At 70.0% G+C, this 22,526-nt stretch carries 23 protein-coding genes; 12 read left to right on the top strand and 11 right to left on the bottom strand.

Annotation, left to right across the window (positions count from 1 at the left end):
• From ACXAID_RS17585 to ACXAID_RS17575, 3 genes are all read right to left on the bottom strand, one after another.
• The coding region (locus ACXAID_RS17585) for a primosomal protein N' family DNA-binding protein (RefSeq protein WP_475023493.1) at positions 1-1,124 on the bottom strand (1,124 nt) is incomplete at its 3' end.
• Between the two features lie 38 nt (positions 1,125-1,162).
• The gene (locus tag ACXAID_RS17580) at positions 1,163-1,912 is read right to left on the bottom strand and encodes a lysoplasmalogenase (protein ID WP_475023492.1); all 750 of its coding nucleotides are present in this window, start codon (positions 1,910-1,912) and stop codon (positions 1,163-1,165) included.
• A 38-nt stretch (positions 1,913-1,950) separates the two neighbouring features.
• Complete coding sequence (locus tag ACXAID_RS17575; RefSeq protein WP_475023491.1) at positions 1,951-2,814, bottom strand: sugar phosphate isomerase/epimerase family protein; 864 nt, start codon at positions 2,812-2,814, stop codon at positions 1,951-1,953.
• An 88-nt stretch (positions 2,815-2,902) separates the two neighbouring features.
• On the opposite strand from ACXAID_RS17575, the gene ACXAID_RS17570 reads away from it, so the two are divergent.
• The 3 genes from ACXAID_RS17570 to ACXAID_RS17560 all read left to right on the top strand — a co-directional run bounded on the left by ACXAID_RS17570 (position 2,903) and on the right by ACXAID_RS17560 (position 6,404).
• On the top strand, positions 2,903-3,835 hold the full coding sequence (locus tag ACXAID_RS17570; RefSeq protein ID WP_475023490.1) for an alpha/beta hydrolase: 933 nt from the start codon (positions 2,903-2,905) through the stop codon (positions 3,833-3,835).
• 55 nt (positions 3,836-3,890) lie between these two features.
• Positions 3,891-4,820: an alpha/beta hydrolase gene (locus ACXAID_RS17565; RefSeq protein WP_475023489.1), complete on the top strand. Its 930-nt coding sequence runs from the start codon at positions 3,891-3,893 to the stop codon at positions 4,818-4,820.
• 69 nt (positions 4,821-4,889) lie between these two features.
• A complete protein-coding gene (locus tag ACXAID_RS17560; RefSeq protein WP_475023488.1) occupies positions 4,890-6,404 on the top strand; it encodes a flavin-containing monooxygenase in 1,515 nt (504 codons plus the stop codon).
• Here ACXAID_RS17560 and ACXAID_RS17555 read toward each other — a convergent pair whose 3' ends face one another.
• Together ACXAID_RS17555 and ACXAID_RS17550 are read right to left on the bottom strand one after the other, a co-directional pair.
• On the bottom strand, positions 6,405-8,045 hold the full coding sequence (locus ACXAID_RS17555) for a threonine/serine exporter family protein (RefSeq protein ID WP_475023487.1): 1,641 nt from the start codon (positions 8,043-8,045) through the stop codon (positions 6,405-6,407). It lies immediately after the preceding gene.
• A 28-nt stretch (positions 8,046-8,073) separates the two neighbouring features.
• Entirely contained in the window at positions 8,074-8,820 is a 747-nt protein-coding gene (locus tag ACXAID_RS17550) for a GntR family transcriptional regulator (RefSeq protein ID WP_475023486.1), read from the bottom strand.
• 119 nt (positions 8,821-8,939) lie between these two features.
• Here ACXAID_RS17550 and ACXAID_RS17545 point away from each other — a divergent pair, with 119 nt between their 5' ends.
• From ACXAID_RS17545 to ACXAID_RS17505, 9 genes are all read left to right on the top strand, one after another.
• Positions 8,940-9,983, top strand: a complete 1,044-nt coding sequence (locus tag ACXAID_RS17545) for an ABC transporter substrate-binding protein (protein WP_475023485.1) — start codon at positions 8,940-8,942, stop codon at positions 9,981-9,983.
• A gap of 18 nt (positions 9,984-10,001) precedes the next feature.
• A complete protein-coding gene (locus ACXAID_RS17540) occupies positions 10,002-10,820 on the top strand; it encodes an ABC transporter permease (RefSeq protein ID WP_475023484.1) in 819 nt (272 codons plus the stop codon).
• A 22-nt stretch (positions 10,821-10,842) separates the two neighbouring features.
• Entirely contained in the window at positions 10,843-11,640 is a 798-nt protein-coding gene (locus ACXAID_RS17535; protein WP_475023483.1) for an ABC transporter ATP-binding protein, read from the top strand.
• The gene (locus ACXAID_RS17530) at positions 11,637-12,452 is read left to right on the top strand and encodes an ABC transporter permease (protein ID WP_475023482.1); all 816 of its coding nucleotides are present in this window, start codon (positions 11,637-11,639) and stop codon (positions 12,450-12,452) included. The genes ACXAID_RS17535 and ACXAID_RS17530 overlap by 4 nt, the downstream gene beginning before the upstream one ends.
• A complete protein-coding gene (locus ACXAID_RS17525) occupies positions 12,449-13,495 on the top strand; it encodes an LLM class flavin-dependent oxidoreductase (RefSeq protein WP_475023481.1) in 1,047 nt (348 codons plus the stop codon). Before ACXAID_RS17530 ends, ACXAID_RS17525 begins: the two co-directional genes overlap by 4 nt.
• Positions 13,492-14,664, top strand: a complete 1,173-nt coding sequence (locus ACXAID_RS17520; protein ID WP_475023480.1) for a M24 family metallopeptidase — start codon at positions 13,492-13,494, stop codon at positions 14,662-14,664. The genes ACXAID_RS17525 and ACXAID_RS17520 overlap by 4 nt, the downstream gene beginning before the upstream one ends.
• A gap of 95 nt (positions 14,665-14,759) precedes the next feature.
• On the top strand, positions 14,760-15,932 hold the full coding sequence (locus ACXAID_RS17515) for a pyridoxal-phosphate dependent enzyme (protein ID WP_475023479.1): 1,173 nt from the start codon (positions 14,760-14,762) through the stop codon (positions 15,930-15,932).
• Complete coding sequence (locus ACXAID_RS17510) at positions 15,932-16,969, top strand: LLM class flavin-dependent oxidoreductase (RefSeq protein WP_475023478.1); 1,038 nt, start codon at positions 15,932-15,934, stop codon at positions 16,967-16,969. The genes ACXAID_RS17515 and ACXAID_RS17510 overlap by 1 nt, the downstream gene beginning before the upstream one ends.
• Complete coding sequence (locus ACXAID_RS17505; protein WP_475023476.1) at positions 16,966-17,991, top strand: threonine aldolase family protein; 1,026 nt, start codon at positions 16,966-16,968, stop codon at positions 17,989-17,991. The genes ACXAID_RS17510 and ACXAID_RS17505 overlap by 4 nt, the downstream gene beginning before the upstream one ends.
• On the opposite strand, the gene metK is transcribed toward ACXAID_RS17505, so the two are convergent.
• The 6 genes from metK to ACXAID_RS17475 form a co-directional block, all read right to left on the bottom strand.
• Positions 17,992-19,200 (bottom strand): methionine adenosyltransferase, encoded by a 1,209-nt coding sequence (metK, locus tag ACXAID_RS17500; protein ID WP_475023475.1) that lies wholly within the window; start codon positions 19,198-19,200, stop codon positions 17,992-17,994.
• A gap of 137 nt (positions 19,201-19,337) precedes the next feature.
• Positions 19,338-20,585 (bottom strand): bifunctional phosphopantothenoylcysteine decarboxylase/phosphopantothenate--cysteine ligase CoaBC, encoded by a 1,248-nt coding sequence (gene coaBC, locus ACXAID_RS17495; protein WP_475023474.1) that lies wholly within the window; start codon positions 20,583-20,585, stop codon positions 19,338-19,340.
• A gap of 108 nt (positions 20,586-20,693) precedes the next feature.
• Entirely contained in the window at positions 20,694-21,008 is a 315-nt protein-coding gene (gene rpoZ, locus ACXAID_RS17490) for a DNA-directed RNA polymerase subunit omega (protein WP_475023473.1), read from the bottom strand.
• A gap of 57 nt (positions 21,009-21,065) precedes the next feature.
• Positions 21,066-21,686, bottom strand: coding sequence for a guanylate kinase (gene gmk / locus ACXAID_RS17485; protein WP_475023472.1), 621 nt, complete (start codon positions 21,684-21,686; stop codon positions 21,066-21,068).
• A 9-nt stretch (positions 21,687-21,695) separates the two neighbouring features.
• Complete coding sequence (mihF, locus tag ACXAID_RS17480; protein ID WP_152517006.1) at positions 21,696-22,013, bottom strand: integration host factor, actinobacterial type; 318 nt, start codon at positions 22,011-22,013, stop codon at positions 21,696-21,698.
• A 236-nt stretch (positions 22,014-22,249) separates the two neighbouring features.
• The gene (locus ACXAID_RS17475; protein WP_475023471.1) at positions 22,250-22,393 is read right to left on the bottom strand and encodes a hypothetical protein; all 144 of its coding nucleotides are present in this window, start codon (positions 22,391-22,393) and stop codon (positions 22,250-22,252) included.
• Positions 22,394-22,526: the final 133 nt, after the last annotated feature.

The raw sequence follows: 22,526 nt of genomic DNA, 5'->3' as shown, positions 1-22,526 counted from the left end.
ACCTGGACCAGCACCGGTGCGCCGCCCGCCAGCGCGGTGCGCGCGGCATCGAGGGCCATCGAGGGCAGTCTGGCGGTCCGGGCCGCCGGGTCGCGTTCCTGGGCGTAGGCGCTGTCCTCGAGCGCCACCACCCGGGCAGCGTGCGCCCGCACCGAGTTGCGCGACGCGGTGAGGTCGTGTGCCCACCCGCTGCGCACCAACGCCTGCGCTTCGGCGGTGCGGGCGTAGCCGCCGATCACCGCGGCGCAGCGCAGCTGGTGGGCGCGCAGCATCGCCACCTCGCGGGCGTGCGGGTACGGTGCGCGCGGCTCGGCCAGCGAGTCGTCACCGTCGTCCCAGACCAGCACCAGGCCCAGATCGCACACCGGCGCGAAGGCCGCGCTGCGGGTGCCGATCACCAGCCGGGCGGCTCCCCGCAACGCCGACAGCCACCGCCGGTAACGCTCAGCCGGCCCCAAACCTGCCGACAACGCCACCACATGGGTTTCGGGCAGCTGGGCCAGCGCGGCGTCGTACAGCCGGTCGACGTCGCGCTGATCCGGGACGACGGCAAGCACCCCCCGTCCGGCCTGAACGGTCTGCGCGGCGATCTCGGCCAGCCGCTGCGGCCACTGCTCCCCCGGCAGCGCCTGCCACACGGCACGGGCGGCGCGCCCCTCGCTCAACGCGTTGACGAACTGCGCTCCCCCGTTGTAGGCGGACCAGGGCGCGGTGTCGACCGGCTGCGGGGTCAGCACAGGCAGCGTGGGGGCGGCCTTCTTCTCCACCGTGGCGTGCCGGGGCGGCACGGCCAGCCGCAGCACGTCGGCGCGGGTGCCGGCGTAACGCGCGGCGACGGCGTCGACGAGCCGGCCGATCTCATGGGTCAGCACCGGCTCGGCCGAGACCACCTTGTCCAGCCAGCCGAGCTTGCCGACATGGTCGGTTTCGGAACGTCGTTCCAGCAGGAATCCGTCCACCAGCCGGCCGTGGAACCGGACCCGGACCCGCACCCCGGGCTGGGCGACATCGGACTGGTCGGCCGAGACCAGATAGTCGAACTCGCGATCCAGGTGCGGCACCGACAGCATCGGCAGCACACGCGCGATCGGCTCGTGTTCGGCCGGATGCCGGGTGGTGGTCACACCGCAGGTGTAGCAGAGGCCGCCGACCGGGACCCCGCCTAGGACCCGGCCGGCGCCGGCCGCGACCGGCCGAACAGCAGGCCCGCGGTGATCAGCAGCAGCGAGGCCGCGTAGCACCACCAGATGGGCACCGCGAGCGCTTCGGCGTTCTCGGGCGCCAGGGCGAACCGCGAGATACCGATCATCGCGTCGGAGCCGGCGAAACACACCGCGCCCAGGGCGGTCCACGGCGTCGGCAGGTCCGCCAGCAGCGCCGCACACACCATGGCCCCCAGGACGCCGATGTAGAGCGTGACCGGCACGACCATCCCCTCAGCGATCAGCCGCGGCCAGAACCACACCAGCAGGGCGGCACACGCCACGACCATCCCCGCCGCAGCGGCCAGCCGCGGTGTCGTCCGGGTGGCCAGCGGCAGCAGGGCACCCAGGAAACACAGGTGGGCGATCAGGAAGGCGGCCAGCCCGAGCACGAACGACGGCGCCCACCAGGGTATCGCCAGCAGGAAGTCGCCGGCCGCCGAGAACACCAGCGCCCCGACCAGCCAGCGGCGCTCCCGGGGCCGGGGATGGGTCAGCGCGGCACCGGCGAGCAGCAGGGCGGCCAGCGCCTTGACCGCCGGTTGCACACCGAACTGGCCGGTCAACTCGGCGCCGGCGGGGACGCGGACGGCCGTCACGATGAGAAACACCCCATAGCCGGCCGCCACCACCGCCGCCGCCAGCCACAGCGCCCGCCGGGGCGCCGCACCGGGGGCGGTGTGCTCGAGGTCGGTGTTCGGCGATGTCATGGGCCGAACCTACAAAACAGCGCGCTGCGCAGGCCAGTTCAGGCTGACAGCGGCAGCCGGGATGCATCGGCCCGGGTGACCACCCGGCGCGCGGCCCGCAGCGCCGCACCGGCCCGCACCTGCGGCGGCGCATTCCACTGGATCGGGGCCTCGATACTCACCGGGACCTCGGGTAGGGCCGCGAGCATGCCCGCCAGGTCGATGCACCCCTCACCCGGGAACAGGCGCGCGTTGCGGCCCTGGAAACGCAGCTCGTCCATCGAGGTGGGCCGGGGCAGCGGGCCGTCACAGATCTGGATGTACTGGATCCAGTCGGCCGGCAACGCGCGCAGGTCGTCGGGGGTGGCCCGGGCCCGGTCGTAGTGCAGGGCGTCGACCAGCAACCCCACCCGCTCGGACCGACAGCCCCGCAGGATCGAAGCCGCCTCGCCGAGGTCGGCGACATCGGTCCACGGCATCGGCTCCAGATTCGGCCGCACTCCGAATTCCGCTGCGAATTCGGCCAGTTCGGCAAGATTGTCGCCCAGCCGGGAGTGGTCACCGTCGTTGCCGGTCACCAGCGCGGCCGAGGCGCCGAGATAGGCGGCGGTCTCGAGCACGCCACCGAAGTCGTCGCGCACCCGGGTGTCGGGGCGCAGCCGCAGCACCTCGACATCGAGCACGAACAGACCGGTGTCGTCGAGACGCCGGCGGGTTTCGCGGATCAGCGGGGTGCGTCCGACCGTGGGGCGCAGGGGTTCTGCCTCGGTGGCGCGGATCAGCCGTAGCCCGACGCCGTCGTAGCCGGCCTCGGCGGCACAGGCGACCAACTCGTCGGGTCCCAGCTCCAGCACCGTCAGCGGGGCCAGCGAGATGGTGCGGCGTTCGCCATCCGGGCAGCTACGGCGTTGCGCGATACTCAACGCGATTCCTCACTTCGTCGACGGTCGGGTGGCGCGATGGCTCATTCTCGGCGAATCCGCCCGTCCGTGGGGGGCTACCCTCCCAGGCATGGCTGTCGCGCCCGTCACACTGGATCCCGTCCTGCGCAAGGTGCTCGAGGCGGTGCCGTTTCAGCTCACCACTGACGGTGGGCCGCAGGCGGCCAGGCAACGTTTCGCCGAGCTGCCACGCCAACCGATGCACCCCGAGGTGACCGCTGAGGCGGCGACCGTCGACGGTCCGGCCGGTGCCGTCGCCGTCCGCATCTACCGCCCGCCGCAACCGGACACCGTGCTGCCCGCGGTGGTCTTCCTGCACGGCGGCGGATGGTCGGTGGGCGACCTGGACAGCTACGACGGTGTGGCACGCATGCACGCGGCCGCCGCCGGCGCGGTGGTGGTCTCCGTCGACTACCGGCTCGCCCCCGAACACCCGTACCCCGCCGCGGTCGAGGATGCGTGGGCGGCCACCAGATGGGTGCTCGGGCACGCCGAGCGCCTCGGCACCGACCCGGCCCGGGTGGCCGTCGCCGGGGACTCCGCCGGCGGCAACCTCGCGGCGGTGATGGCGCAGCTGGCCCGCGATGCCGGGACACCGTTGCGATACCAGTTGCTGTGGTACCCCTCCACGACGTTCGACACATCGCTGTCCTCGTTCGAGGAGAACGCGCAGGCGCCGGTGCTCGATTCGGCGGCCTGCCGCGGGTTCACCCGCTGGTATCTGGGCGGCGGGGTGGACATGTCCGATCCGCCGGTCACGCTGGTGCCGGCGCGGGGCGACCTGGCCGGCCTTCCGGGCGCCTACATCGCCGTGGCCGGCCACGATCCGTTGCGTGACGACGGACGCCGCTACGCCGAGCTGCTGGCGAGCGCCGGCGGACAGGTCGAGCTGCACGACGCCGAGTCACTGGTGCACGGATACCTGGGCTACGCGGGTGTCGTGCCGGCCGCCACCGCGGCCACCGAACGGGGGCTGAGCGCCTTGCGCGCCGCGCTAACGTGAGTCCATGACCGATACCGCGACGGAGTAGTCGGGGCGGCGGGGCATCGACCCGGCGTTGAAGGCCATTCTGGACGCGTTCCCGCTGCACTTCACCGCCGCCGACGGTGTCGAGGCGGCCCGGGACAAGCTGCGGGTGCTGGCCCCACCGCCGGAGTCGCTGCCGCCGATGCGCATCGAGGAACGCCGCGTCGGGTTCGGGGCGGTGACCGACATCCCGGTCCGGATCTACTGGCCGCCGGTCGACCGGCACGACGATCTGCCGGTGGTCGTCTATTACCACGGCGGCGGCTGGTGTGTGGGAGATCTCGACACCCATGAGGGGGTGGCCCGCGCCCACGCCGTCGGCGCGGAGGCGATCGTCGTCTCGGTGGACTACCGCCTCGCCCCCGAGCACCCGTTTCCCGCCGGTGTCGACGACGCCTGGGCAGCCCTGCAGTGGGTCGGCGAGCACGCCGCCGAGCTCGGCGGTGACCCGGCACGCATCGCCGTCGCCGGCGATTCGGCCGGCGGCAACCTCTCGGCGGTGGTGGCACAGCTGGCCCGGGACAACGGCGGGCCGGGGCTGACATTCCAGCTGCTGTGGTACCCGTCGACGACCGGCGACATGACTCTTCCGTCGATGACCGAGAACGTGGATGCGCCGATCCTGGATCGCGATGTCGTCGCGGCCTTCCTGCACTGGTATCTGCCGGCCGACGTCGACATGACCCGGCCCGACACGCTGCCGCCCACGCTGGCACCGGCCAACACCGCCGATCTGTCCGCACTACCGCCGGCCTACATCGGCACCGCCGAGCACGATCCGATCCGCGACGACGGCGCGCGCTACGCCGAACTGCTCTCGGCGGCAGGAGTTTCGGTCGAACTGCACAACGCCTCCACGCTGGTGCACGCGTTCGTCAACTTCGCCGCGGTGTCGCCTGCCGCCGCCGAGGCGACCGACCGGGGGCTGGCCGCACTGCGGACGGCGTTGCAGCGCCGCTGATCGGCGCCGCCAAAGCCGGTCGGCGCTGCGGCCCGCGGCACTAGAGTCGGCTCGGAGGTCAGGAGAGCTATGGCTGGAACTCCCGGTGAGCCCACCTACGAAACGGTGATCGTCGGCGCCGGATTCTCCGGAATCGGCGCGGCGATCGAACTGGACCGGGCCGGGCTGGGCCCCTACCTGGTCATCGAAGCCGGCTCCGAACCCGGCGGCACCTGGTACTGGAACACCTACCCGGGGATCGCGGTGGACATCCCGTCGTTCTCCTACCAGTTCTCGTTCGAGCAGAGCGCCGCCTGGTCGCGCAGCTACGCCCCCGGCCGTGAGCTGGCCGACTACGCGGCACACTGCGTAGACAAGTACGGGCTGGCGCCCCGCATCCGGTTCGACACCACCGTGGTGGCCGCGGAATTCGACGACACCGGACACATCTGGCGGCTCACCGTGGAGTCCGGCGGACAGCGCGCGGAGGTGACGGCGCGATTCCTGATCAATGCCTGCGGCGCGTTGAACGTGCCGAACCTGCCGGACATCGCCGGCGTCGAGACGTTCGGTGGCGCGACGGTGCACACCGCTCGCTGGGACCACGACCTCGACCTGGCCGGCAAGCGGGTCGCGATCATCGGAACGGGTGCCTCCGCGGTTCAGGTCATTCCGGAGATCGCGCCACTGGTCAAGGCGCTCACGGTCTTCCAGCGCACACCGATCTGGTGTTTCCCCAAGCTCGATGTGCCGTTGCCGGGGCCGGTGCGGCGGCTGATGCAGATACCGTTGGGCCGCAGCGTGCAACGCCTGCTCAGCCAGGCCTACGTCGAGTTCACCTTCCCGTTGGCCGCGCAGTATTTCACCGTGAACCCGCTGGCCCGGCGGATGGACGCGGTCGGCCGCGCCTATCTACGCAGACAGGTGCGCGACCCGCAGGTCCGCGACGAGCTGACGCCGCGCTACGCGGTGGGGTGCAAGCGGCCCGCTTTCCACAACACCTACCTGTCGACGTTCAACCGGTCCAACGTCGAGTTGGTGACCGAGCCGATCGACAAGATCACCGGTTCCGGCGTGGCCACCACCGACGGCGCCCTGCGCGAGGTCGATGTGCTGATCCTGGCGACCGGGTTCAAGGTGTTCTCGGCCACCGGCGACGAGACCTCGGCGCCGGTCTACCCGGTAATCGGACCGGCCGGTCGCACGCTGGCCCGATTCTGGGACGAGAACCGGTTGCAGGCCTACGAAGGCGTCAGCGTGCCCGGTTTCCCGAACTTCTTCACGGTGTTCGGCCCGTACGGCTACGTCGGCTCGTCCTATTTCGCGCTGATCGAGACCCAGACCAGGCACATCGTGCGCGCCCTGACGGCGGCGCGGGACCGGCGCGCCACCCGCGTCGAGATTCGCCGTGAGGCCAACGACCGGTATTTCGCCGAGATGATGCGCAAGCGGCATCGCCAGATCTTCTGGCAGGACAGCTGCCGGCTCGCCAACAGCTACTACTTCGACCAGCACGGCGATGTGCCGCTGCGGCCGAGCACCACGCTGGAGGCCGATCGGCGCAGTCGCCGGTTCCCGATCGACGACTACGCGTTCAGCGGGTAGTCACGCCGGGTTGCCCGTGCCACCCGCAGCGGTGTCGTCACCGCTGTGATCGCCGCCGTCACCGGGGCCGCCGTCACCGGAGCCGCCGTCACCGGAGCCGCCGTCACCGGAATCGCCGTCGTCGCCCAGATCCAGCTCCATGGCCGCACTGCGCGCGCGCTGGCCTTCGGTCCGCACCGAGTCCGGCCCGGCGGGTTGCAGGTGCACCACCGCCCCGACGGCGCGGCGCAGCCCGGGCGGACCTTCGACGCGGAGGAACTGGCCGAGCCGCCCGGCACGGTAGCGCAGCGGTGACCCGATGAACTCACCGAGAACCACCCCGGCGCCCAGCGCGAGTGCCACCGCCGCGGCGGCGAAAAGCTGTTGCATGCCGTCGTCGAAGTCTTCGTCGACAGCCAGATAGAAGACGGCCCGGAACACCGCCAGACCGGGCAGCATCGGCATGATGCCGGCGGTGGCGGTCACCAGCGCGGGTGCCTGCCGGCGGATCGAGATCACGGTGGCGAACACACCGACGAGCACTGCCGCGATACCGGTCGCGACCACCTGTCCGAAGCCCGCCTCACCCAGCCCGATGAGCACCAGTTCGGCGAGCCCGGCGGCGACGGCGGCGGTCATCGCCGAACGCAGCGGTCCGTAGCTCGCCACGGTGAAGCACAGGCCGGCGAACGCCGCGCCGAAGACGGCCAGCGCGATCGTCAGCGGCTGGTTCGGGATGACGAACGTCCGGGTCGCGTCGACGTGCAGCTCGATCCGGACGCCGACGAGTTCGGCGACCTGCAGCCCGGCCAGGATGCCGACGACGATGCCGCCGGTGAGGAACAGCGCCTCACCGAGGCGGGTCACCGCGGTGAGCATGTAGCCGGTCACCGCGTCCTGCATCGCACCGACGATCGTCATTCCCGCCAGCAACATCACGATGCCGGTCGCGACCAGCGTGGTCGGCCCCAGCCCGAAGAAGTAGAAGGCCGCGACGGCCACCAGCGTCGCGATCATCGCGCCGATCACGTGCTGGAAGAAGAACGGTGTCCGGATCTTGTTCAGGTACCGGCCCGCCTGGTCGATCGCGGCTGCGGTCAGGGCCGCCAGCAGGCAGGTGAGCCAGGTGCCGCCGAACAGCAGCGCGATGCCGAGCGCGAAACCCGCCCAGCCCATCGTCGCCAGCCAGCGCGGATACGGGTGGGGTTGCGCGGTGAGTTCGTCCATGGCCTGGTGGGCCTCGTCGACCGTCACGCCGCCCGAGGTGATGCGCTGGACGAGGCGGTCCAGATCGGCCACCCGGGTGTAGTCGGTGGACCGGGCGTGTACCGACCGGATGATGGTGATCGGCGGGCTGTCGGTGGTGGGCGGCGCCGAGACGAACACCGTGGTGACGAAGATGTCGACGACGCAGTCGGACAGGTGGTAGGCGCGCACCACGTCCTGGGCGGTGGCGACCACGTCGGCGGTACCCGCCCCGGACGAGAGCATCACCTCGGCAAGCCGGATCGTGAGATCGAGGACTTTCCGGGTGTGCAGGTCACCCTGCGCGTTGCCGCTGCGGCTGCGTTGGCCGGCCAGCGGCGCAGGATCGCGCCGCCCCCGCAGCGACTGCAGACCCCGGTAGAGGCGAACCGGGCTGGTTGATCGATCTCGAGCCATCGCGGCCCACCATACTGGCGCTCAGGCGCTATTCGGCCGACGGCACTGACTGCCCGTCGCTTTCGTCCAGCATGGCGCGGGCAACCTCGAGTGTGTCCAGGTTGTGCACCAGTGTGACCTTGGTCGCAGCATCGACGTCTCCGTCGCGATAGGTGCGGATGATCTCGAGGTGGTCGTCGTCCCCGCGGGCGCGGCGCTCGGCGTCGCCGCTGATCGACAACCCGACGTAGAGCGAGGACAGGTCGGCCAGCGTGACGAGCAGTTCGTACACCTTGGGCCGGCGGCTGGCGACGTAGAAGACCTTGTGGAACTCGCGGTTGAGCTCGACCCAGCCGATCGGGTCGGTTTCGGCTTCCATCTGGTGAGCCAGTTGTTCGGCCGCGTCGAGTTCGGCGGCGGTGATGTTCTTGATGCCCTCGCGCACGGCGAGCGGGATCAGCACCGACCGCAGCTCGTAGATGTCCTCGAGTTCCGCGCGGGAGGTCTGGTGGACCGTGGCGCCGTGGAACGGGCTGTAGTCGACCAGACCTTCGGACATCAGATTGCGCAGCGCCTCACGCACCGGGGTCACGCTGACCGAGAGACTCTGCGCCAATTCGGCCTGCACCAGCCGGGTTCCGCCGGGCAGTTCCCCCGAGATGATCGCCTTTCGCAGCCGGTCGGTCACGGTGGTGTACGCCGTGCGGATCGGGCTCGGGCCCAGCGCAGGCACCCCTGGACGGGCCTTGGGAACGGCACTGGCCGGTGACGAGGACGGCAGGGACGAAGTTGACACTGCGGGCTCCTTTCTCGGCCCCTGCGAGCGGCCTGCACGACAATTTACCGTAAGGAAACACCTCATGCCTCAAACCTGAGGTTTCATATATGAGACCTCACAACCGCCCATCTGGAGACATGCCCATGAAGATCCGCCAACTCAGCAGCCGTGTCACGGCGACCCTCGCCGTCGGCCTCAGCGCCGGGCTCGCACTGTCCGCCTGCGGCTCCAGCGACCAACCAGCGGCCGAGGACAGCGCCCCCGTGGTCCGGCTGGAAGGCCTGGAGGGGGGCCTGAGCTCAATGGCCCTCAAGATCATCAAGGATCAGGGCTTCGACGAGGCCAACGGATTCACCGCAGAGACCTTCGAGGTCTCCGGCGACGCGTCGGTGCAGTTCTTCCTGCAGGGCGACGCCGATGTGTCCTTCGACGGCGATCCGCTGACCGCGGCCCTGCTGCGCAGCCAGGGCAACGACGTCACCACCTACTTCCCGATGGCCGTGCAGGACGTCGCCCTGGTCGTGCGCGGCGACTCGCCGTATCAGACCGAACAGGACCTGATCGGCGAGAAGGTCGGCCACGACGGTCTGGATTCCGGCGGCATGACCGCCGCGCTGGTGATGCTCGAGGAGTTCTCCGACCTCGACATCGAAGAGCAGTACGACCTGCAGCTGACCCAGGAGGCCGCCCTGTTGCGGCTGCTGGACCGAGGTGACATCGAAGCGGCGTTCACCGCCGAGCCCAACACCATCATCGCCGCGCAGGAATACGGGATGCGCACGGTCTGGGGCCCCGGCTGGGAGGAATGGGAGACCGCTGCCGGTGGTCGTTCCTGGAACATCACCGCGATGGCCCACGACAGCTGGATCGAGGAGAACCCGGAACTGGCCGCCGGAGTCCAGCACGCCTGGAACGACGCCTACGACTGGATCGTCGCCGACCCGAGCCGGGTCACCACCGGGGAACTCGGCGATCTGATCGGAATCGAGAACGAGGACGTGGGCGCCGGCTTCGAGGAGCTGATCGCCACCAGCGAGTACTTCACCAAACGGTGGACCGAAGAGGACGTCGCCGCCGCTGAGGCCTTCATCGAGAAGGCCGCCGCGGCCGGCCTGGGTGGGCTGACCTCGGCGCCCGCCGGCGCGGTCACCCGCCTGCCCGACTCCGACTCCGGCGAATAGCGGCGACCCAGTTCCACGATGACCACTACCGTCCAGTCGCTGCGTCCGCTGCCCCGAGCCGGAGTGCTCGCGGCAGCGGGCGCAGCCGTCCTGCTGCTCTGGCAACTGCTGTGGGACACCACCGATTTCCTGCCCTCGCCCGCCCAGACCGTGCGTACGGCCGCTGAGTTGCTCGCCGAGCCGGCGACCTACGAGGATCTCGGGGCCACCCTTCGGCGACTGGTCCTCGGCCTCGCGATGGGATACGCGGCCGCCGTCATCGTGGCCCTGCTGATGCAGATCAGCCCGTGGTGGAACAGGTTCTTCCGGCCCGCCGTCTACGTCACCATCACCTCGCCGAGCATGGTGGTCGCGCTGCTGTGCCTGATGATCTTCGGGCTCGCCGAATTCGGCGTGTGCATGTCGGTGGCGATCGTGATCTTCCCGTTCGTGGTGGTCAGCCTCGACGAAGGCGTCAAGGCGCTCAGCCCGGGCCTGACCGAGATGTCCCGGATCTACGGGTTCACTCCGCTCGACCACATCCGCCACCTCGCGCTTCCCGAGATGGCGCCGTTCCTGTTCAGCGCGTTCCGCAACGTCCACGCGCTGGGCTGGAAGATCGTCGTCATCGCCGAGCTGTTCTCCCAGCAGGTCGGTGTGGGCGCCGAATACAAAAGGGCCTACGGGTATTTCGCGCTGGACCGGCTGATGGTGTGGACGCTGTTCTTCATCGTGATGATCACCACGGTGGAGTACGTGATCCTGCGCCCCTTCGAACGGCGGGTGTTCCGCTGGCGCGGCCCGGCCGGTGGCCCGCGGCGCGCCCGGCCCAGAACCGCCGCCACCGCCTCACCCTGACCAACCTCGCACTGGAGCGATCATGACCGACTTTCTGACGATCTCCGACCTGTACTACGCCTACCCCGCCAGCACCGTCGACGCCCTGTCCGATGTCAGCCTGCGCGTCGCCGACGGCGAATTCGCCTGCGTGGTCGGCCCGAGCGGGTGCGGCAAGTCGACGCTGCTGAACATCCTTTCCGGGTTGTCCACTCCGACGGCGGGTTCGGTCACCATCGGCGGTACACCGATGGTGATCGACGGCATCGCGCAGTCGGCCACCCGGCCACGGCTCGGATACCTCTTCCAGGATCCGCGGCTGCTGCCCTGGCGCACGGTGCGCAAGAACATCGAACTCGCACTCAAGGGGGCCGGGGTGCCCCGCGCGCAGTGGCGCGAACGCACCGACCGCTACCTGGCCATGTGCGAACTGGAGCGGTTCTCCGAGAGTTGGCCGGGCAGCCTGTCCGGCGGCCAGCGCCAACGGGTGGCCATCGCCCGCGCGCTGGCCATCGAACCCGCCTGCGTCCTGATGGACGAGCCGTTCTCCGCTCTCGACGAGGTCACCGGCCGCTCACTGCGGGGCAAGCTGCTCGAGTTGTGGGCGCAGACCGGCCAGACCTTCATCTTCATCACCCACGCCATTCGCGAAGCCGTGTTCCTGGCCGACCACGTCTACGTGATGGCTCCGGGACCGGGCCGGATCCTCGAGCGCATCACCATCGAGATCCCCCGGCCGCGCCGCTACGAATCTCCGGAGATCGCCGAGGTCGAGGGCGCCGTGGTGGACTCGGTGCTGCAGTACTGGAGCACCGACGACAATGCCGGAAGTGCGGCATGACCAGTACCTTGACCCGGCAGCCCGGTTCCACGGCGACAGCGCCGCCACCGCGACGGCGGTGGCGGCCGCCACCCGAGATCACCGCGGTGGCAACGGGTTTGCTGGTGTGGTGGCTGTGCGCCGGCAGTGTGCTGCCCTACCTGCCCGGACCGGCGGAGGTCCTCACCGAGATGTCCTCGGCCATGTCCTCGGTCACGTTGTACGAGTCGATGGCGGTCACCCTGCGCCGGATCGTGACCGCCTGGAGTACCGGCTTCCTGATCGCACTGGTGATCGGCGTGGCGATGGCGCGCAACCGGTATGCCGAGGCGCTCGCCCATCCGGTGGTCTTCATCGGGCTTGCCCTACCCGGCCCGGTGACGATCCTGTTCTCCACCCTGTGGCTCGGGCTCGGCGAACTCGCGACGCTGGTCGCGCTGACATTGGCGGTCACCCCGTTCATGGTGACCTTCGTCTACGACGGCAGCCGCGCGCTTGATCCGGGCCTGTTCCAGATGGCGTCGGTGTACCGGATGGGGGCCGCCGACCGTTTCCGCAATGTCATCCTTCCCCAGCTCGCACCGGCACTGCTGTCGGCGGCGCGATTCGGTTTCGCGATGGGTTGGAAGCTCGTGGTACTGGTCGAGGCGCTGTCGGCCGGATCGGGAATCGGCGAACGCATCGAGTACTACTTCTCCTACAACCGGCCCGCCGCGGTGATCGCCTGGACGCTGAGCTTCACCGTCGTCATGGTGCTGGTGGAGGTGCTGATGTTCCGCACGGTGTCGCGCCGGGTCTTCCGGTGGCGACCTGCCGCCGGGGGTGGCCGGTGACCGGTTTCCATCTGGGGTTCCCCTCGCACGCGGTCGCCGACGTGCCCATGGGCGCATGGGGCGAACTCGCCGCCGGCGTCGAGCGGGCCGGCTTCGACACCCTGTGGCATTCCAACGAACGGTTCTTCCGCGACATGTTCGTCCGCATGACGGTCTCGGCGCTGCACACCACCACGTTGACCCTCGGCGGCGCGGTCGCCGACGGCTACACCGCCAACCCGGCTGTCACCGCACAGGCGCTGGCGACCATCAGCGAACTCAGCAACGGAAGGACCACCCTGGCGATCGGGGCCGGCGGCTCGGGCCTTCCGATGATGGGGGTGAAACGCTCCGCGGTGACCGAGACGACACGGGCGGCGTTCGAGTCGATCGCCGGCCTGCTCGCCGGTGAGACCGTCACCCGCAAGACCGCCGCGTTCACGTTGACCGGGGCACACCTGAAGATCACCCCGCCCCGACGTGTCCCGCTGTGGATCGCCAGCCGGGGCCGCCGCATGCTGGAGATGGCCGGCGGCACCGCCGACGGTGTGATGATCGCCAGCCAGGCAGCCCCGCAGGGCCTGACCAGGGCACTGGAACACGTGCGGCGCGGCGCGACGGCGCAGGGCCGCGACCCCGCCGCGCTACGCACCATGGCGCGCGTGGACACCTGCGTGCACACCGATGAACAGCGTGCCCGTGACGGGTGCCGGCTGATGGTCGCCAAACTGCTCTGGATGAGCTATCCGGACCGCGGATTCGTCACCGACGCCGGGCTGTCGGTTCCCGGCCGACTCGAGGAGGTCATCGCCCGCCGTGACTACGACGCGCTGGAAGCGGCCGCGCATCTGGTTCCCGACGACATGATCGACACCTTCTGCTGGGCGGGCACTCCCGAACAGCTGGTCGAGCGGGTCGGCGACGTGGTGCGCGCGGGTGGGATCAGCGACATCGGATTCTGGCTGCTGCGCGCGCCCGGCCAATCGCTGGCCGATGCCCGCGAACTGCTCGCGCAGGCCCTGCCCCCGCTGCGCCGCAGCCACGGTCAGGAGGTGACCGGGTGAGCGGTCTGCTCTACGACCCCGACCGGCTGGCCGCTGCGCTGGCCGAAGCCGGCCTCGACGCGCTGGTCGTCACCACCGCCCCCAACGTGCGGTACCTGACCCGCTTCGGGAAACCCGGCAGCAGTGTCGCCATCGTCGGCAGGGACAACCCCTCGCAACCTCATCTGCTGGCATCCGCGGGCGAAATCGACTACCTCGTAGAAGATCTCGTCCCACAACTGCCAGTGCACGTCTGGGGCGACTTCGTCCGGGTCGACGGGTCGGACGGACCGGTGGACCCCAACCAGCAGCTGGTCGCGTCCGCGCACCGGCGCCGCAGACCCGACCTGGACCGGTCCGCCATGCTCGCCGCGACCGCGTCGGAGCTGGGTTTCGACCGAGCCCGGATCGGCCTTGACGTCGCGCCGGAGTCCGAGCCTGAGCTCGCCGGTGCACTGAAGAACTGCTTCGTCGGCAACGCCTCCCGCCTGCTGAGCCGGCTGCGGATGCGAAAGACCGACCTCGAGGTGGCGCGCATCGCCGAGGCCGCCCGCATCGCCGAGGCGGGCATCTGCGCCACCACCGCCGTGGCCCGGGCCGGGGTCAGCCAGGCCGAACTGGCCACCGAATACCGCATCGCGGTAGCGCGCGAGGGTGGGTTGCTGCGGGTCGACTCGGTCTCGGTCGGGGTGTCGACGGTGTTCGGCAACGCCAACGTCACCGACTCCGTCCTGCGGGCCGGTGACCTGCTGCGGTTCGACGTCGGGGCGATCTACTACGGCTATCAGTCCGACCTGTCCCGCTGCTTCAACCTGGGAGCTCCGACCGCCAAGGCCGAGCGCTACGCCAACGCCGTGATCGCCGGGCAGTCGGCCGCGTTGGACATGCTGGCCCCGGGCGTGCGCACGAGTGACCTGTTCGCCTCCGCGGTGGCCGCCACACGCAGTGCCGGGATCCCGCACTACGACCGCACCCACGTCGGGCACGGCATCGGCCTCGCCGGCGGCTACGACGCACCGCTGCTGGCACCCCACGACCCGCACACCATCGAGGCCGGCATGGTGCTGTGCGTCGAAACCCCGTACTACGAATTCGGTTTCGGCGGTGTGCAGATCGAGGACATGGTGGTCGTCACCGAGACGGGCTGGCGCCCATTGACCCGGCTGCCGCGAACCTTCGAGACGTTGTGAGCATGCGGTGCCAACGCCTGGTCTGCATCCGGTGCGGCGCCGAGGGTGACCCGGCGCCGCACGGGCGCGGTTGTGACCGGTGCCGCGCTGCGGGTGTGCCGGCCAATCTGCGCACCGACTACGACCTGACCGCCGCCGCAGAGCACTTCATCGCCGATCTGGATGCCGATCTGGACGGTCCGCTGCGCGGCAGTGCGCGGTACCGGGCACTGCTGCCGGCCGATCCCGACGATGCCGCCGCGGCCGCAGCCGCACCCACCCCGATGTACCCGGCGCCCCGGCTCGCGGCGTCGATCGGCGTCGAGCGGGTCTGGATCAAGGACGAATCCCGCGGGCTGAGCTGGTCTTTCAAGGACCGCGCGGCGGCGATGGCGGTTCGGCACGCCATGGCGCTGGGCATCGACACGCTGATCACGGCCTCGACCGGCAACGCCGCGGCGGCCACCGTCGCGCACGCGAACCGGGCCGGGCTACGGTCGGTGGTGGTGTTCGCGCGCGGGGTGGATCCGTTGATGGCGGCGTTCGTGGCCGGCTATGGCGCCCACATCGCGGTGGCCGAATCCAAGAGCGACCGCTGGCGTCTGGTCGCCGAGGCGGTGCAGCGGCACGGCTGGTATCCGATGTCCAACTACTCCGATCCGCCGGTCGGAAACAACCCCTATGCCCTCGACGGATACAAGCCGATCGCCTACGAGGTGTGGGAGCAGCTCGGCCGCCGCACGCCGGACGCGATGTACTTCCCGATCTGCTACGGCGATGCGATCGCGGCCAGCAGACGTGCGTTCGCAGAGCTGGTCGAGCTGCGACTGGCCGAGCGGGTCCCCGCGCACAGCGGCGGTGAGATCTACGGCAGCCTGACCGCCGCGCTGGCCTCGGGGTCCGACGCCGTCGCCAAGGCGGCGGTCGGCCATCCCACCTCGGCGTCGTCGATCTCGTCGCCGCAGAGCACGTTTCAGGCACTGCAGGCGATTCGGGACAGTGCGGGCGCGGTACGCGCCGTCAGCGAGCCCGAGATCGCCGATTCGGCCGCGCTGGCCGCGAGGTGTGAGGGGGTGCTGCTGGAGAACGCCGCGGCGGCGGGTCTGGCGGCGCTGCGGGCACACCGGGCCGCCGGGGTGGTGCCGCCGGACGCCGAGGTCGTGCTGGTCGCGTCCTCGACGGGCCTGAAATCGCTGGGCGGGCAACTCGACCGCCCGCTGCGCGCACCGCAAGTCGATGACGTGTCAGAGCTGGAGGCGCTGACCCGCGAACAGGAGGAGCACCGCTGATGAAATTCGGGGTCGGACTACCGACCGGCATGGAGGGCTTGATCAATCCGATTCCCTTCTTCGAACCCCGCGAGTTTCTCGAGGCCGCGAAGCTGGCCGAACGGCTCGGCTACGACTCGGTCTGGGGTAACGACCACTACGCACCCCAGAACTACGTACGCACCGAATACTCGGCGGTCCCCAACTTCTACGAAGTGCTCAGCGTGCTCGCCGGGGTGGCCGCGGTCACCGAGCGTGTCGAGATCGGGACTTCGGTCCTGGTGCTGCCGATGCGCGACATCGTCACCCTGGCACGCCAGACCGCGACCATCGACCAACTCAGCGGGGGCCGGCTGCTGCTCGGTGTCGGCATCGGCGCATACCCGGAGGAGTTCAGCGCGGCGCGCCCCGACCTGGCCGGCGCGCACCGCGGCGAGATGCTCGAAGAAGGGCTCACGCTGCTGAACCGGCTGCTGACCGAGCCGACGGTGACCCACCACGGGAAGTACTACCAGGTCGATTCACTCGACATGGCGCCCAAGGGGTTCGGCGAGACCGTACGAATTCTGGTGGGCGGCCATCAGCTGCGCGGCATCGACCGGGCGATCCGGCACGGCAGCGGCTGGATCCCAGGCTGGCGGCCACTCGACGAACTGGCCGACTGGATTGCCCGGCTTCGGGAGCGCGCCGCCGAAGCAGGCCGGGACCCGCAGTCGCTGACGGTGGCCCCGCAGCTGTCCTGCCTGGTCGGCAGCCACCACGAGAGCACCGAGCGCCGCTATCTCGACAGCGGGATGGTGCAGCATCGCAAATCGCTGTCATTCGATGGGCGTGACCCGTCCAAGTCGTTGCGCAACAACCTCATCGGCGGCTTCGCCGAGGTGTACGACCGGGTCGAGCGGCTGTCCTCGATGGGTGCCGACCACCTCGCCTGCCTCACCTTCTGCGTCGAGACCGTCGGCGACTGGTTCGAGCAGCTGGAACTGTTCGCCACCGAGGTGATCCGGCCGTACCGGCGCGCACACGGGATCGCGGAGCCTGCGGCGTCGCTGCGATGATCGATCTGCGCACCGACACGGTCACCCGGCCCACCCCGGGGATGCGTGCGGCGATCGCGGCCGCCGAGGTGGGTGACGAGCAGAAGGGCGAGGACCCGACGACCAGGGAACTCGAGGAGCGGGTGGCCGGCCTGCTCGGCGCGCAGGCCGCGGTGTTCGTGCCGTCGGCGACGATGGCCAACCAGATCGCCCTGCAGCTGTGGTCGCGCCCCGGCGACGGGCTCATCACCTCGGCGGGCGCGCACCTGATTCACAGCGAGGCCGGCGGGCCGGCGGCGCTGGCCGGCCTGATGGTGCAATCGATCGAATCGGTCGACGGGACCTTCGACGACATCCAGTTCACCGCCGCGGTGATCGGCGACGGCGCCGAGAAGCCGCGCACCACGATCCTGTCGGTGGAGAACAGCCACAGCAACGCCGGCGGGCGGGTCTGGCCGCCGTACCGGCTGGATCAACTGCTGGCCGCCGCGGGACGACATGGCATCCACACCCACCTCGACGGCGCCCGGCTCCTCAACGCGGTCATCCACAGCCAGGTGTCCCCGCAGCGGATGTGCGCGGGCTTCGACTCGGTGACGTTCTGCCTGTCCAAGGGGCTGGGGTGCCCGTTGGGGGCGCTGCTCACGGTGCCGGCCGCCGCCGAGCCCGAGGCCCGGCGGATCAAGCAGCGGCTCGGAGGTGCGATGCGTCAGTCGGGTCTGCTCGCCGCGGCCGGGCTGTACGCCCTCGACCATCACGTCGACCGGATGGCCGACGATCACACCCGGGCCCGCAGGCTCGCCGAGCTGCTCGCCGGCACCGGCCTGGTGCGCGGGCAGGTGTACACCAACGTCGTGGTCCTCGACGCCGCAGCGGCCGGCTGGGAACGCGAACTGCTGCGCGGCCGGCTGGCCGACGAGGGAGTGCTGGTCTCTCCGCTGCCCACGCCGGGGCTGCTACGCGCGGTGACGCACCTCGACGTCGGCGACTCCGACGTCGAGCACGCGGGCCAGATCATCGCCCGCGTGCTCGCCGCCAGCTAGCTAGACCGCGTTCTTGAGGTCGTCGACCTTGTTGAGCTGCTCCCACGGCAGCTCGATGTCGGTGCGGCCGAAGTGCCCGTACGCCGCGGTCTCGGCGTAGATCGGGCGCAGCAGGTCCAGATCGCGGACGATGGCGCCCGGCCGCAGATCGAACACCTGCCCGATGGCCTTCTCGATCCGGGCCGGGTCGACGGTCTCCGAGCCGAAGGTCTCGACGAACAGCCCGACCGGAGCGGCCTTGCCGATGGCGTAGGCGATCTGCACCTCGACGCGCTCCGCGAGCCCGGCTGCGACCACGTTCTTGGCCACCCAGCGCATCGCGTACGCCGCGGAACGGTCCACCTTGGACGGATCCTTGCCGGAGAACGCGCCGCCGCCGTGGCGGGCCCAGCCGCCGTAGGTGTCGACGATGATCTTCCGGCCGGTGAGCCCCGCGTCGCCCATCGGGCCGCCGAGCACGAACTTGCCGGTCGGGTTGACCAGGATCCGCGGGGCGGAGGTGTCGAGGGTGACGTGGCCGAGCTCGGTGAGCACGGTGTCGATCACGTGCTGCTGGATCTCCGGGGTCAGCTGGGCGTCGAGGTCGATGCCGTCGGCGTGCTGGGTGGACAGCACCACGGTGTCCAGGCGCACCGGCTTGTTGCCGTCGTACTGCACGGTGACCTGGGTCTTACCGTCCGGTCGCAGATAGCCCAGCGTGCCGTCCTTGCGGACCTGGGTCAGCTTCCGCGACAGCCGGTGGGCCAGCGCGATCGGCAGCGGCATCAGCTCGGGGGTCTCGGCGATCGCGTAGCCGAACATCAATCCCTGGTCGCCGGCGCCCTGCAGGTCCAGCGGGTCGGACCCGCCGCCGACCCGGGTCTCGTGGGCGGTGTCCACACCCTGGGCGATATCGGGCGACTGCTTGCCGATCCCGATGTTGACCCCGCAGGTCTCACCGTCGAACCCCTTCTCGGAGCTGTCGTAGCCGATCTCCAGGATCCGTTCGCGCACCGTGTTGGTGATGTCGGCGAACGCACTCCTGGCGGTCGTCGTGACCTCACCGACGACGTGCACCTGACCCGTGGTCACCAACGTCTCCACTGCAACCCGCGATTTCGGGTCGTCAGCAAGGAGCGCGTCGAGCACCGAGTCGCTGATGGCGTCACAGATCTTGTCGGGATGTCCTTCGGTCACCGACTCACTGGTAAACAGCCGGGCTTCACTCACGTCCGCTCCTTTTCCGCTCGCGCGCATCTTCTGTCAGTCCGTTATCCACTTCTACCGGGTGTCGGTTTCACCCCGACAAGTGGCCCCCGTCCGCGCAGCTCACGCGCTTGTCGCCGAGTTGCGGGCCCGATGCGCCCCTACGGGGCACCGGCGCGCAGGAATGCCGCGACCGCGTCCACAATACGGCTGGCGATCAATGTCTTCGAACCGTGCTCGAGTGCGGACTCCGCGCCGTCGGCGGCCAGCAGCCACCCGTCGTTGTGGTCGACCTCGAACGCCCGGTTCTCCCCCACCGCGTTGACCACGAGCAGATCGCAGCCCTTGCGCTTCAGTTTGGCGCGTGCGTGGAACAGCACGTCGCCGTTGGCATCGCCGGTCTCGGCGGCGAACCCGACGATGGCCTTCATGTTCGGTAGCTGGCCTTCATCACGGGCCTGGACGGCACCGGCCAGGACGTCGTCGTTGCGGACCAGTTCGATGGTCGGTTCGCCCGCGCCTGCGGGCCCCTTCTTGATCTTGCTGGTCGCCTGGCTGGCGGGCCGGAAGTCGGCCACCGCGGCCGCCATCACCAGCACGTTCGCCTCCGGCGCGTGTTTGGAGACCGCGTCGCGCAACTGCGCGGCCGAACCCACCCCGACGACGTGCACGCCGGCCGGGTCGATCAGGCCCGCGGTGTTGCCGGCGATCAACGTGACCTCGGCGCCGCGCTGCGCCATCACCCGGGCCATCGCGTAACCCTGCTTCCCCGAGCTGCGGTTCCCGATGAACCGGACGGGATCGATCGGCTCCCGGGTTCCACCGGCGGTGACCAGCGCCTTCACTCCGAAAAGGTCGAAGGGCAGCGCATCGCCGCGGGCCAGCAGGAGCTCGCACAGGGTGGTGATCTCCTCGGCCTCGGGCAGCCGGCCCGGCCCGGTGTCGGTGCCGGTCAGCCGGCCGGCGGCGGGCTCCATCACCACCGCGCCGCGCTTCCGCAACGTTGCCACATTCTCCCTGGTGGCCGGGTGGAACCACATCTCGGTGTGCATCGCCGGGGCGAACAGCACCGGGCAGCGGGCGGTCAGCAGCGTCGCGGTCAGCAGGTCGTCGGCCCGCCCCGCGACCGCGCGCGCGAGCAGGTCGGCGGTGGCCGGCGCCACCACGACGAGATCGGCCGCCTGGCCGATCCGCACGTGCGGTACCTCGTGGACGTCGTCGAACACGCCGGTGTGCACCGGGTTGCCGGAGAGCGCCTCGAAGGTTGCGGCGCCGACGAACTTGAGCGCGGAAGCGGTGGGAACCACCCGGACCGAATGACCGGCCTCGGTGAGCTGACGAACCACCGTCGCCGCCTTGTAGGCGGCGATGCCACCTGCGACGCCGACGATGATCCGTTTGCGCTGCATCAGCAGTGATGCTCCTCGCCCGAGGGGCTCATCGGGCCCTGATGCTCTTCGCGCAAGCGGCTCATCGGGGCCTGATGCTCTTCGCGCAAGCGGCTCATCGGACCGCGCCTACTCGCCCTCGGTGTGCTCGAGCAGGTCCTCGTGGATCTCGCGCATGGCGATCGAGAGCGGCTTCTCCTGCAGGCCGGGCTCGACCAGCGGTCCGACGTACTCGAGGATGCCGTCGCCGAGCTGGTTGTAGTAGTCGTTGATCTGGCGTGCACGCTTGGCGGCATAGATCACCAGCGCGTATTTGCTGGACGCACGGTCCAGCAGCTCGTCGATGGGCGGGTTGGTGATGCCCAGCGGCGTGTCATAGGCACGGGGGCCGGCGGCGTCGGCGTCGACGGCGGCCAGCCGCGGGTCGGCGTGCGGGGTGCTCACTTAGAAGATCTCCTGGCGCTTGACGGAAGGCATGTCACGATCACGTTCGGGCGTCGATCAGGTGCGATCGCGCGGCACCGACGTGCGGGCCACCAGCAAGGATACCAATTCCGAGCAGGCCGATTCCAATTGACTGTTGACGACGACCTCATCGAAATCGTCCTGGGCGGCCAGCTCGGCCCGCGCGGTCTGCAGTCGGCGGGCCATCGCCTCGGCGGTTTCGGTGCCCCGGCCCACCAGGCGGCTTTCCAGCGCCTCCCAGCTGGGCGGCGCGAGGAACACCGAGATGGCTTCCGGCATGGCTTTCTTGACGGCGCGCGCGCCGGCCAGATCCACCTCGATGAGCACCGGGTGTCCCGCTGCGGCTGCGGCGCGCACCGGAGCGGCCGGGGTTCCCGATCGGTGCAGACCGCCGTGGATCTCCGCCCACTCCAGCAGTGCACCGTCGTCGATGAGCTGGGCGAACCGCTGCGGCGTCACGAACGAGTAGTCCACGCCGTCGACCTCGCCCGGCCGCGGCGCCCGGGTCGTCACGGACACGCTGAAGTAGAGATCAGCGACCCGTTCCCGCAGGCAGCGCACGACACTGGACTTGCCGACGGCAGACGGGCCGGACAGCACGACCACCGGAGCCACCAACGGCCCGGCGCCGCGGTCCGGCCCACCGCCTTCGATCACCGACCTCCCTTACGAGAAGTCGAACTTTTCCAGCAGGGCCTTGCGCTGACGATCACCCAGACCACGCAGCCTGCGGGTGGGGGCGATCTCGAGCTCGGTCATGATCTCCTGAGCCTTGACCTTGCCGACCTTCGGCAACGCCTCGAGGAGCGCTGAAACCTTCATCTTGCCCAAGACCTCGTCGGTCTCGGCATCCTGGAGCACCTGCTTGAGGTTGGTGCCGCCGCGCTTGAGCCGGTCCTTGAGCTCGGCGCGTGCTCGACGTGCGGCAGCAGCCTTCTCCAACGCTGCCGCGCGCTGTTCGTCGGTCAACTGGGGAAGGGCCACGGGATCCTCCGATTCATCACCATCAACTGATTTGTCTCGGCTGGTCAGTCAACAACCAGCCAGCGTGGACGACCGTACCCACGTGGACTGACGAAAGCTAACCCCACCCCCCGTTTACCTGGCTAAAAGCCCAGCGTGGGGGCTGCTCCGGCGAGTCCACAGGGTTCTCCCAGCCGCGCCGCGACGCAGTCACGGCAATCCCAAATCCGCCCAAAGAGCCTGCATATCAAGGGCATTCACATTGTGCCGCAATCGAGGGCGATCGGCGCGGCGCCGCCCACCCCGGTGTCGATCGCCGCGCAGCAGGTTCTGATGAGAAATTTTCGCTGGTCATCGCGTGTCGGGCGTGTCGCGGCGGGCGTGAGCAGCGCCACGATCACCGGCGGTTGTGGGCTCACCCGCCCGGGCCGCCCCACGGCCGCTGAGCCGACCCCGGCACGAGGGGCCTGAGCTGCGATTCTGTGGTCAGCTCCGGCCGGCGCCGAGGTGTATGACCGCGTCGCGCATCCGGGC

It is taken from the genome of Mycobacterium sp. ABE4_509 (assembly GCF_056160785.1).
The sequence above is the reverse complement of the archived record's forward strand: the minus strand, read 5'-3'. Positions and strand labels throughout refer to the sequence as shown.

Coding starts and splice junctions, on each gene's coding strand:
- ACXAID_RS17535 (WP_475023483.1), top strand. CDS start 10,843: ATGACCGACTTTCTGACGATCTCCGACCTGTACTACGCCTACCCCGCC.
- ACXAID_RS17580 (WP_475023492.1), bottom strand. CDS start 1,912: ATGACATCGCCGAACACCGACCTCGAGCACACCGCCCCCGGTGCGGCG.
- coaBC (WP_475023474.1), bottom strand. CDS start 20,585: ATGCAGCGCAAACGGATCATCGTCGGCGTCGCAGGTGGCATCGCCGCC.
- ACXAID_RS17505 (WP_475023476.1), top strand. CDS start 16,966: ATGATCGATCTGCGCACCGACACGGTCACCCGGCCCACCCCGGGGATG.
- ACXAID_RS17510 (WP_475023478.1), top strand. CDS start 15,932: ATGAAATTCGGGGTCGGACTACCGACCGGCATGGAGGGCTTGATCAAT.
- ACXAID_RS17530 (WP_475023482.1), top strand. CDS start 11,637: ATGACCAGTACCTTGACCCGGCAGCCCGGTTCCACGGCGACAGCGCCG.
- ACXAID_RS17555 (WP_475023487.1), bottom strand. CDS start 8,045: ATGGCTCGAGATCGATCAACCAGCCCGGTTCGCCTCTACCGGGGTCTG.
- ACXAID_RS17540 (WP_475023484.1), top strand. CDS start 10,002: ATGACCACTACCGTCCAGTCGCTGCGTCCGCTGCCCCGAGCCGGAGTG.
- ACXAID_RS17545 (WP_475023485.1), top strand. CDS start 8,940: ATGCCCATGAAGATCCGCCAACTCAGCAGCCGTGTCACGGCGACCCTC.
- ACXAID_RS17570 (WP_475023490.1), top strand. CDS start 2,903: ATGGCTGTCGCGCCCGTCACACTGGATCCCGTCCTGCGCAAGGTGCTC.
- ACXAID_RS17560 (WP_475023488.1), top strand. CDS start 4,890: ATGGCTGGAACTCCCGGTGAGCCCACCTACGAAACGGTGATCGTCGGC.